Genomic DNA, 12,079 nt, shown 5'->3' with positions numbered 1-12,079 from the left:
TCCGCCAGGCGCCGATCAGCCGCCGCCGCCCGTTCGTCCGGACCTCTGCCACCGGCTCGGCGGTGGTCAGCTCGGCCCGCACCAGGGCGGGCAGGTCGGTCTCCTGGGCATAGGCGACGGCGGTCACCAGCAGGCCCGGATACTCGGCGTGCACCGAGCGGGCCAGGCCGCTCATCGCCGCGTGCGCGGGCCCGGCCGCCGTGCCGTCGGTGTGGAGGTAGAGGTAGCGGGCCTCACCGGCGCGCCCGGCTATCCAGGCGCGGCAGAAGCCGAGCGCGGTGTGGAAACCGCTGTCGAGCGCCTGCCGGATGTCCCCGTCCCGGGCGGGCAGGTGGACGATGCCGACCGGTCCGTCGCCACGCCCCGTCAGGTCGTCGGCCAGATCGGTCACGAGCCGTTCGAGGTCGGGTTCCGCGGTCAGGTCCACGTGTACGGTCCGGGCGCCCATGCCCTCGGCCGCCCCGGCGCCGAGCGCCTGACCGGTGCCGTCTCCGGTGCCGTCGAGCAGCACCAGGGTCTTCGGCGGCCGTGTGCCCTCCGCCCCGGCCGTGCTCTCCCGCCAGTACGGTTCGAAGCACAGCAGCGGTTCGGTGACGCCGCCGGGCGGGTTCGCCGCCCCGGGCAGGGCGCGGAGCGTGAACCGCTCGATGCGGGCCAGCTCGGTGCCGTCCTCGTCGGCCAGCAGGATGTCGAAGACCTTCAGACCGGCTGTGGAGCCGTCGTCCGTGCGCCGGGCGTAGGCGTGGCAGGCGTCGGGGAGACGGTCGGCGGTCAGCTCCACCGCGCCCACCGAGTACGGCAGGTGGGCGGGCCGGTCGGGATCGTCCGGGCCGGCGAGGATGCTGCCGGCCGTCTGCAGCGCGGCGTCCATCAGCACGGGGTGGAAGCGGTGGTCACCGGCTCCGTCGCGCAGGTGTGACGGCAGCACGAGCCGGGCCAGCGCCTCCCCTGTGCCCGTGGCCAGCCGCTCCACGGCCTGGAAGGACGGCCCGTAGCGGAAACCGGTCTCCTCGACACGGCGGTAGTAGTCCTCGCCCGTCGACTGCCGTGGGCAGCGTTCCCCGATGGCGGCCAGATCCAGCTGTCCGGCCGGGGCGGTCCGGCCGGCCGGCCGGGCGACCAGCACGCCGCTCGCATGGGGCCGGACGCCACCGCCGTCGGCGGTCCGGATGTCGAAGCCGGTGCGTTCCGGCCGCTCCGGATCCCGGTCGAGCCGGATCCGCAGACTGACGGCGGCCGGCGGCGCGGCCGCCCCGTCGGAGCCGGGCCGGGCGCCGCCGACCTGGACCGGGGCGGCCCAGGACACCTCCTCGACCCGGTTCACCGGCAGGCCGTCGCTCCGTGACAGCTCGTCCGCCGCACGCGCCATCTCCAGCAGGACCACGCCGGGCAGGATGGGCGTCCCGTCGGCCACATGGTCCCGCAGATAGAACTCCTCACCGGTGAGCCGCTTGACGAACTCCCCCTCCCCCGCCACGGAGCCGTCGGCGTCCAGGAGCGGGTGCGGCCCGGCCTGCTGCGCCGGGGGCGCCCCGGCCCGCGGGCGTCCGGCGCCGTCGGCGACCCAGTGGCGGGTGCGCTCGAACGGGTAGGTGGGCACGCGCACCCGGCGCGGCGGCCGGGCGGCCTCCTGGTACAGCGCCCGCCAGTCGATCTCCTCGCCGGCGACCCACAGGTCCGCCAGCGTGTCGAGGTCGTGATCGGCCAGCAAGGCCGCCACGTACCGCTGCCAGGCGGCGCCGCGCGGCCGGGCGCCCCGCGGGGCGGCCCCGGCCCGGCCATGGACGGCACCGGTCGTGCGGTCCGGGGCCGGGCCGCCGGCGATGAACGCCTCCAGCAGGCCGAGCGCCTGCTCGCGGTCCTCGGCGACGACCGCCAGCCGCTCCGGCATCGGCTCGCGGGCCGTCTGGAGCGTGTAGGCGATGTCCGCGATGTCTGCCATGTTCGCCGGGTCCGCCGCGGCCGTCTCGCCGTCCTGCCGCCGCAGCAGGGCGGCGAGACGCTCCGCGTAGGCGGTCAGGGCCGACCGGGTGTGCGCCGACAGCACCAGCAACGCCGGCCGTCCAGGCCGGTGTCCGGTCTCGGTGTCCGTGGGTGCGACGGCCGTGGCGGGCGCCTCCTCGAGCACCAGGTGGGCTCCGGCTCCGCCGAACCCGAAGGAGCTGAGGCCGGCCCGCCGGGGCAGCGGCCGTCCCCGGTCATCGCGGTGGTGCCGCCAGGGGACGGTCTCGGTGGCGATCCGGAAGGGGCCGCCGTCCAGGTCGAGATAGCGGTTCTGCTGGACGACGTGCAGGCTGGCCGGGATGGTCCGGTACCGCATGGCCAGGACCACCTTGAACAGACCGGCCATACCCGCCGCCGCCTCCAGGTGGCCGATGTTGCTCTTCACCGAGCCGAGAGAGCAGGCCGGGCTGTCCGGCAGCTCCCGGTCGGCCTCCTCGTACAGCCGGGCGAACGCGGTCCGCAGCCCGGTCACCTCGATCGGGTCGCCCAGCGCCGTGCCGGTGCCGTGCGCCTCGACATAGCCGACGGCGGCCGGGTCGGTGCCCGCCAGCCGGTGGGCCCGCGCGATGACGTCCGCCTGCGCTTCGGGACTGGGGGCGGTCAGCGAGTTGGTCCGGCCGCCGTGGTTCACGGCGGAGCCCCGGACCACGGCGTGCACCGGGTCGCCGTCGCGCGCGGCCGCCGCGAGGTCCTTCAGTACCGCCACGCCGACGCCCTCACCGCGTACGTATCCGTTGGCGCGGCTGTCGAACGCCTTGCAGCGGCCGTCCTCGCTGAGCATCTCGCTCTTGCTGAGGGCGATGTACAGCGACGGATCCAGGATGAGGCTCACCCCGCCGGCGATCGCCAGGTCGCAGCTGCCGTCGCGGAGCGCGGACACCGCCTGGTGGATCGCGGTCAGCGAGCTGGAGCAGGCGGTGTCCACGGCCACACTGGGGCCGCGCAGGTCGAGCAGGTAGGACACCCGGTTGGGGATGACGGACAGCGCGGCGCCGGTGATGGTGTGGGGGTCGGTGCCGCGCCCGGAGGCGCGCTGCACCTCCAGGTAGTCCGAGTTGGTGACGCCGAGGAAGACCCCCACTCGGCGGCCGGCCAGTTCGGACGGCCGCAGACCGGCGTCCTCCAGCGCCGTCCAGACCGCTTCCAGCACCAGGCGCTGCTGCGGGTCCATCAGCTCCGCCTCGCGCGGGGAGATGCCGAAGAACGCGGCGTCGAATCGGTCCACGTCCGGTACGAACCCTCCCCAGCGCGAACGGGAGTGCTCGCCCTCGCGCGGATCACCGGCCAGGTCCCGCCAGTCCCACCGGTCGGCCGGGATCTCCTCGATCAGGTCGTGCCCGCCGGCCAGATGCCGCCAGAAGGTGTCCAGGTCCGGCGACTGCGGGAGCCGGCCGGCCATGCCGATGACGGCCACCCCGCTGTCGCCGGCCGGGTGACCGGCGGTGCCGGACGTGGCCTCGGGCCGCGTGACCCCGGCGGAGGCGGCCTGGACGCTCACCGCCGCGGGGGGCAGGGCGGGCGTGGTCCGGGCGGAGTGCCCCCCGTAGCGGGCCCGCAGCGCCGGGTGGGAGTGCAGCAGGTGCCGCGCCATGGCGGAGAGGGTGGGGTGCTGGTAGAAGGCGGTCGGGTAGACCTCGATGCCGAAGACGTTGTCGATCCGGGTGCTCAGCGCGGTGAAGCCGACCGAGTTCAGGCCGAGTTCGCCGAGCGGCCGGTGCCGGGGGACCCGGTCCGCCGCCACCTGGGCGACCTCGGCCACCAAGCCTGCCAGCTCGTCCGCCACCCGGGCGGCGGTGTCGTCCTCGGTCGTGGCGTCCGCCGCCGGCCGGCGCGGCCGGGGCACTTCCGGGTCCTGCCGCGCGTCCCCGAAGACCGCCCGCAGCTCGTCGAGCGGCGCGGAACCGAGCCGCTTGCGGTCGGTCTTCTCGTTCAGCGTCCGGGGGAACTCCTTCAGCGGCACCAGGACGTCGGGAACCATGTACTCCGGCAGCCAGGTGCGCAGCGGCGCGGGGTCGACCGCTGCGGCGTCCGGCCCGGTCCGCTCCGTGTAGAAGCCGCGCAGCGTCAGGCCGGAGCCCCCGGCCGAGGCGGCGGGCACCACCACGGCCTCGGCCACCCCGGCCAGCCGGCGCATCGCGGCCTCGACCTCACCGGTTTCGACCCGGTAGCCGCGGACCTTCACCTGGGCGTCGGTGCGCCCCAGATACTCCAGGCTGCCGTCGGGCAGCGCCCGCACGAGGTCACCGGTGCGGTACAGACGCGGCGACGGCACGGTGTCGAACGGGTTGGGCACGAACCGCTCGGCGGTCAGCTCCGGGCGCCCCACGTAGCCGCTCGCCAGGCCCTCGCCCCCGATGTGCAGTTCTCCCGGAACGCCCGGCGGTACCAGCCGGCCGCGCTCGTCGAGTACGAGCAGTTGGGTGTTGGCGACGGCCCGGCCGAGGGTCACCCGCTCCCCGGTGCGCAGCCGGCTGACGGCCGACCAGATCGTCGTCTCGGTCGGCCCGTAGAGGTTCCACGCCGCGCCGGTGCGGGAGGCCAGGACGTCCGCGGTGTCCTGGTCGAGGGCCTCGCCCCCGCACAACGCGGTCAGGGTCTGATCGCCCTGCCAGCCCGCGGCCAGCAGCATCTTCCACGTGCTGGGGGTGGCCTGGACGACGGTGGCGCCGCACGCCTCCAGATGACGGCGCAGCTTCAGCCCGTCCTTGGCGACCTCGGCGGGGGCGATCTCGACCCGGCCTCCCGCCACCAGCGGCAGATACAGCTCGAGGGCGGCGATGTCGAAGCAGACGGTCGTCAGGGCCAGCAGCGTGTCGTCCGGGCCGAAGCCGGGCGCTTCCCGCATCGAGGACAGGAAGTTGACCAGAGCGCGGTGCTGGACGGCCACGCCCTTCGGACGGCCGGTGGATCCCGAGGTGTAGATGATGTACGCGGTGTCCTCCGGCCCCGCCTGCCGGACGGGCCCGGCGTTCCGGGGGGCGGCCCCGGCTGCCTCGGCGAACTGGTCCAGCCTCACCCTCGGGACGTCGATGCCGCCGAGTGCGGCCTCCGCCGCGGACGTGGTGACGATGAGGTGCAGCCCCGCGTCCTCGGCCATGTAGGTGAGCCGGTCGACGGGGAAGGCCGGGTCCAGCGGCACGTAGGCGCCGCCCGCCTCCAGCACGGCGAGAAGGGCTTCGGGCAGCAGTGACCGCTCCACGAGGACGCCGACGGCCCGGCCGGGCGCGACGCCGAGTCCCCGCAGGTGCCCGGCGACCCGGTGCACGCGCTCGATCAGTTCGCCGTAGCTCAGCGACTCGTCGCCGGAGGTGACGGCGATCGCTTCCGGACGCCGGGCGGCCTGTTCCCCGACCAGGTCGGTCAGGGTCGCCCCGCGCGGGTATTCCCGCCGGTCGCGCTGCCACTGCGCCTCCAGCCGCCGCCGCTCCTCGCCGGTGAGCAGCGGCAGCTCGCCGAGCGGCCGGGCCGGTTCCCGCAGGGCCGACCGCAGCAGCTCCAGGAAGTGGTCGCCGAGCCCGCGTACGGTGCCCTCGTCGAAGAGGTCGGGGTCGTACTTCAGGGTGAACGTGCAGCCGTCCGCGCCTTCGACGACCTCCAGGGTCAGATCGAACTCACCCTCCTGGTGAACCCCTTCGAACACCCCGCGCACCGGCTCCCGGCTGCCGGATTCCACCCAGTTCTGGAAGTAGAAGGCCACCCGGAAGAGTTCCGCGGTGTCGGTGCGGCCCGCCTGACGCATCGCCTCGGTCAGGGTGATCAGCGGGAAGTGAGCGTGCTCGAGCGCCTCCAGCACGGTGCGGTGCACCTGACCGGTCAGGGCACCGAAGTCCTGGTCCGGATCGAGGTCCGTCTGCAGGACGACCATGTTCATGAAGTAGCCGAGCGTGTCGTCGAACCGGGTGGAGGGCCGGCCGGCCGCCGGCGTGCCGATCCTGATGCCGGGCTGCTGGGTGTAGCGGTGCAGCAGGGCGATGTACGCGGACAGCACCACCGCGAACAGCGAGGTGCGCCGCTCGGCGGCGAACTCCCGTGCCGAACCCGCCAGTTCGGCGTCCATGTGGCCCTCGACGGCGGCGCCGCGGTGACCCGGCAGCTCAGGCCGCGGCCGGTCGTACGGCAGTGCCGGCGGCTCGATGCCGGCCCGCAGGCGCCGCAGCCAGTAGCCGCGCAGCCGCTCGCCCTCGGGTCCGGCGAGCATGTCCTGCTGCCAGGCCGTGAAGTCGGCGAAGGTCGCCGTGGGCGCCGGCCCGGTGGGCAGGCGCCCGGCACTGGCGTCCCGGTAGCCGGCGGTCAGCTCGCGCAGGAAAGCGGCGATGGACACCCCGTCGAAGATGATGTGGTGGAAGGCGAGGAGCAGCACCTGCCCGCCGTCGCCCCGGGTGAACAGCGTGACCCGCAGCAGCGGGCCGCGCTCCAGGTCGAAGGGGCGCCGGGCCTCCTCCCGGACCCGGTCGCGGACCGCCTCCTCGTCCGCGACGGCCAGGTGGCGCTGCTGGAAGTGCAGCTCCTGCCAGGCGGCCACGGTGCGTACCGGGCCGTCGTCGGTGGTGCGGATCGTGGAGCGCAAGCTGTCGTGCCGGTCCACGATGCTCTGCAGGGCCACGCGCAGCGCGCCGACGTTGACTTCCGGGTCGAGCCGGAAGGCGAGCGGCAGGTTGTAGGCGTACGTCCCCGGGGTCATGCGCTCGATGACCCACAGCGCGCGCTGGCCCTCCGACAGCGGATGGTCGGCCGACGGTTCGCCGGAGACGGTCACCGGGGTGCAGACGACGGGCGACCCGGCCGGGACGGGGGCGGCGGCGGACGCGAGGGGGGCGACGGGCGCGGCGGGCGCGGGATCGGAGACCGGGGCGGACGCGGGCGCGGGAATCCGGGCCTGCGGCCGGGATCCGAGGGTGCCGATGTCAGCGTAGTGCTGCGCCAGTTCGCGCAGCGTCGGGTGATCGTAGAAGTCGCCGAGCGGCACCGTCACGCCGAACTCGTCGGCGATCCCTGAGACGATCTTCATGCCGGTGAGCGAGTCGAATCCGTAGGACGCGAGCTGCCGGTCGGGGTCCGGTTCCTCGTCGAGTTTCAGGCACCGCGCCACGATGACCCCGAGCCGGTGCCGCAGATCCTCGGAGGGCGCCGGCCCCGCCGGGGCCTCCTCCGCGTGACCGGTTCGCGCCGGGGTGGCGTCGACGTCCCCGCCCTGCGGCACGGCGGGGGCGTGCGCGGTGCCGCCGTGCGTGGCGGGCCGCAGCCCGTCGCCCTCTCCGACGATCACGTGCTGACCGCGCGGGCGGCCGTCCGGGCCGGTGCCGCCGGTCACCGTCACATCGCCGAAGCCCGCTTCCCGCAGCAGCCGCCGCCAGGTCGCCGGGGCGGCCAGCGGGGAGTCCGGCAGGCGCAGGTCCCCGTCGTCGAAGAGCCACCATCCGTCCAGCAGCCCGCCCACGACCGTGGTGGCGTCCCGCACCTCGGTGAGCTCGTTGAGCACCAGCCAGCCGTTCGGCCGCAGCAGGTCCTTGGCCTTGCCCAGGGTGGCGCGCAGGTCGCGGGTGGCGTGCACGACGTTGGTGGCGAGCACCATGTCGTACGTGCCGGGGGCGAAGCCCTGCTCCTCCAGCCCGCGTTCCAGGTCCAGAACGCGGTAGTGGAGGAAGTCCGGGGCGCCGTACGCGGCGCGGAAGCGGGCCTCGGCGTGTTCCAGGAACATCGGGGAGATGTCGGTGAACCAGTAGGAGACCAGGTCGGTGTACGGCGCCAGCGCCGGCAGCACCGTCTCCGTGGTGGCCCCGGTGCCGGCTCCCAGCTCGACGATGCGCAGCCGCTCACCGGGAGCAAGCTGCCCGATGCGGTGCTCCAGGTAGGCGTCCACGGCGTCGCGGACCAGCTCGTTGAAGGAGTCGGTCAGCGGGTTGGCCTTGTAGAAGTCCTCCACCAGCGCCAGTGAGGAGTCGGGGAACATGATCTCGGTGGCGCGTGTCTCGCCGCGCAGGATCCGCGGGTAGGAGAGCAGGAACAGCCGGGTCAAGGTCACTGTCGAGGCCAGATCGGGATGGTCCGCGGCGATCCGGTCGAACTCCGGCTCCATCGCCTCCGGCTCGTACGGCCGCGACGGGGCGGCGCCGGGCAGCAGGCGCACCCGCCCGCCGTCGAACGCCACGTACCCGGCGTCTCGCAGGAGGTTCAGCAGCGCCTCGCACAGCCGCCGGTAGGCGGGCACGATGCCCAGCCGCTCGGCCAGCTCCTGCCGGTCGTGGCTGTCGCCCGGGCTCAGCAGAGCGCCCATCTGCTGGAACACGCCGAGCACCGCGGGGCGGCAGATCTCGGAGAGCCGCTGAAGGCCGGTGATCACGCTGCCGGCGCCCGGGGCGTCCCCGGTGCGCGGCCGCAGCAGTGCGCGGGAGGCCGCCCGCAGGGTCGGCGCGCCGTCGCCGGGAACCGGCTCGGCGGGCGGCGCGGAGGCGGCGCCCAGGGCGGCCAGGGCGACGCCGTCGGCGCTGATCGGCATGATCTGCGGCAGCCGGTTGCCCAGCACCCGGCTGACGGCGGACAGCCCGTCGGCGACGGAGAGTTCGCCGATGCCGAGGCTCTCGAAGATCTCCCGCAGGCCGGGCCGGGCACCGGAGCCGACCTGGCCCCAGTACCCCCAGTCGATGACCCGGACCGGGTAGCGGCGCCGGTGGCCGAGGTGCAGCGCGAAGGCGTCCTGGAGAGCGGCCGCGCAGCTGTACGTGCCGTTGCCCGCGGTCCCCGCGAGGGCGCCCACGGAGGAGAAGAACACCAGGAAGTCGAGCGGTTCGGCGCCGAAGACCTGGTCGATCGCCACACTGCCGTCGGCCTTCACCGCGAGTGCGGCGCCGAACGCCTCCTCGTCGAGCGCGGCCAGTGGACCGGGGTCGAAGGTCATGGCCGCGTGGACGACCCCGTGGATCGCGCCGAAGCGTGTCTTCACTTCCGCGGCGGCCCGCCGCAGGTCCGCGACGTCGCGGCAGTCCGCGCGCAGGTGCAGCACCTCGCCGCCGAAGCCGCGGGCCCGGTCGGCGCAGGCGCGCTGCTCGTCGCCGAGCGGGCCGCGGCTGATCCACACCACCCTGGCCCGGTAGCGCTCGGCCAGATGGAGGGTCAGCTCCCGTCCGATGCCGCCGGTGCCACCGACGATCACGTACACGCCGTGTTCCCGGTACGGCGGCTGCTGCGGCTCGGGGAGGGCGACCGGCTGGAGCGCGGGCGCGTAGCGCACGGTGTGCCGCAACAGCACCGTACGGCCGGTGGAGTCGCAGGGCTCGGCCAGTACGGCGGCCAGCAGGCCGTCCCAGGCGGCCTCGTCCTCGGCCACCTCCTGCCGGGAGAAGTCGAGGCATACCGCCTTGATCTCCGGGCGCTCCTTGGGCAGGACCCGGGCCAGCCCGTGCAGCCCGGCGGCGAAAGGATTGGTGACGGGATCGCCGAAGGCCGCCGCGGCATCGCTCGTGACGATCTTCAGATGCACCCGGCGCCCGTCGTCGGCCAGGTACCTGACCACCTGGAACAGGGCCAGCACCCCACGCCTGCGGCTGTCGTGGAGTTCGCCGGGCTCCCCTTCCTCGCCCGGGACGTGCGGGCGGATGCCGCCGAGGTGGTAGACGCGGTCCACCGGACCGGCCTCGGCCAGCGCGCGGACCAGGTCGTCGTGGTCGAGGTCGATGATCCGGGTGTCGTCGCCGCGGTGGTGCCGGGCGATGCCCTCCGCCAGCCGGCCGGCGTCGTCCGAGCTCAGAATCAGCACCCGGGAGGCGCCCGTGCCGCCCGCGCCGGAATCGGACGCGGGCCGCTGCTCGGGCACCCAGGCCGGGCGGTAGCAGCCCATGGCGGACGGTTCCGCGGCCGCGTTCGCCACGGGCTCCGCCCCGGCGGCGGGGTGGGGCGGCGACGGCAGCCAGTACCGTTTGCGGGCGAAGGGGTAGGTGGGCAGGCCCACGCGGCGCACGGTTCCCTCGGGACGCAGCCGGCCCCACTCCACCTCGGCGCCCCGTGCCCAGCACTCGGCCACCGTGTGCAGATCGCCCTCGTCAAGGGCCCGCGCCAGTCGGTCCCCGTCCTCGCCGGAGGCCCGGCGGGCCGTGACCGTGCCCGTGACGACCCCGGCGGCCGGGCCCCCCGAGGCGAACGCGCGCAAGCGGTCGCGGGCCTCGGCCAGATCGGCCGCGGGGAACGCGAGCCTCGCCTCCATCGCCTGACGCCCGGTCTGCAGAGTGTGGGCGAGATCGGCGAGCGAGACCGGCTCCGGCCCGTCCGCCGCGCCCGCCCCCACCGCATCCGCCGCGGGCCCGGCCAGCAGCCGGGCGACCGCTTGGACGGTGGTGCTTTCGGTGAGGGGCGTTTTGCCGGGCCGCTCGCCGAACGCGGCGTCGAGTTTCCCGGCGAGGACCATCAGTTCCGCCGCGCCGATGCCGTATTCGCCGAACGGCGTGGCCGGGTCGAGGTCGTCGGTGTGGACCTGAAGCACCTCGGCGACCAGCCGCAGGCACTCGGCCTCCGCGTCCGCGACCTGCCCGGCGTCGGGGGTCGGGCGGTGCCCGGCCGCGGCGGGCTCCTCCAGGAAGGCCGCGAGCCGGGCGGCCGACGCGCGCAGCCGTTCCTCGTCGCGCGCCGACACCACCACCAGCTGCGGGCCGGCCGCCACCGGGGCCGCCGGCCGCGGCGCCCCGGCGTCCGCCCGGTACTCCTCCACGATCAGGTGGACGTTGGCCCCTCCGCCGCCGAAGGAGCTGATGCCGCCCCGGCGCGGCAGCTCCACGCGCTGCCCGTCTTCGCGGGCCACGACCGGCCGCGGCCAGGAAACCGGCTTCTGCGGGACGAAGAACGAGGTGCCGGTGAGGTCGATGTCCGGGTTCAGTTCGGCGGAGTGCAGCGACGGCGCGATGGTCCCGTACCGGAACTGCATCAGCATCTTCGTCAGGCCCGCGATGCCGGCCGCGGACTCCAGGTGACCGATGTTGGACTTCAGCGAGCCGACCGCGCAGCGCTCCACGCCCTGGGCCAGGCCGTCGTCGATCCGCTCGCGGAACGCCTCGGCCAGGCCGGAGATCTCGATCGGGTCGCCCAGCGGCGTACCGGTGCCGTGTGCCTCGACGCAGCCGATGGTGCGCGGGTCGATTCCGGCCCGGCGCAGACTCGCCGTGATCACCTCGGTCTGCGCCCGGGGGCTGGGAACCGTGTATCCCCCGGTCTTCCCGCCGGAGTTGACGGCGGACGCCCGGATGACGCCGTAGATCCGGTCGCCGTCGGCGACCGCCTGCCGCAGCGGCTTCAGCAGCACCGCGCCGACGCCCTCGCCGTCCACGAATCCGTCGGCGCCCTTGCCGAAGCTGCGGCAGCAGTTCCCCGGCGAGGTCATGCCGTTGTCGGACAGGGTGCGCAGGTGCGACTCGTGCAGGATCAGGTTCACGCCGCCGGCGACCGCCGCCGAGCACTCCCCCGCGCGCAGGCTCTCGCAGGCCAGGTGAAGGGCGGTGAGTGAGGCTGAGCACGCCGTGTTGACGGTGAGGCTGGGGCCGCGGAAGTCCAGCGTGTACGAGACCCGGTTGGCCAGGGACCAGTGGTTCGAGCGGGCCGTGTTGGCCGCACCGAGGGCCGCGGCCTCCCCGCCCATCCACTCGTAGTCGCTGTTCATCACCCCGGCGAACACGCCCACCGGGTTGTTCTCCCGAGCCAGGCGGCGCGGCGGGTAGCCGGCGTCCTCAAGGGCCGCCCAGACGGTCTCCAGGAAGATCCGCTCCTGCGGATCGATGCCGTCGGCCTCGACGGGGGCGATGCCGAAGAACAGCGGGTCGAAGGCGTCGGCGTCGTCGATCAGCCCGGCCCACCAGCGGCGGCCGTCCGGCGGGCCGCCGCCGGGGCGCGGCGCCCGCGCTTCCCGCGGCCCCCGTACCGGCGGGAACTCCTGGACGCAGTTCTCGCCGTCGCGTACCCGCGCCCACAGCTCGTCCGGAGTCCCGGCCCGCGGGTACCGGCCGGCCAGGCCGATGACGGCGATGCCCTCCACGGTCTCCGGCCTCGCCTGCGCACCCCGCAGCAGCCGCAGCAGTGCCTTGCGCTTGTCGTCCAT

General features: G+C 74.7%; 1 protein-coding gene (cut by a window edge). It reads right to left on the bottom strand.

Features of this window, described 5'->3' with window-relative positions; all coding sequences use genetic code 11:
• A protein-coding gene (locus ACFZCY_RS18665) for an amino acid adenylation domain-containing protein (protein WP_391174248.1) crosses the window boundary here: on the bottom strand, positions 1 to 12,079 show its 5' portion. 9,761 nt of this gene lie to the left of the window's left edge; only the first 12,079 of its 21,840 coding nucleotides appear in the window; it begins with the start codon at positions 12,077 to 12,079; its stop codon lies beyond the left edge, outside the window.

The sequence above is a fragment of the Streptomyces sp. NPDC007983 genome (genome assembly GCF_042958345.1).
GTDB lineage: Bacteria > Actinomycetota > Actinomycetes > Streptomycetales > Streptomycetaceae > Streptomyces.
This window is presented reverse-complemented; position numbering and strand designations above follow the sequence as displayed.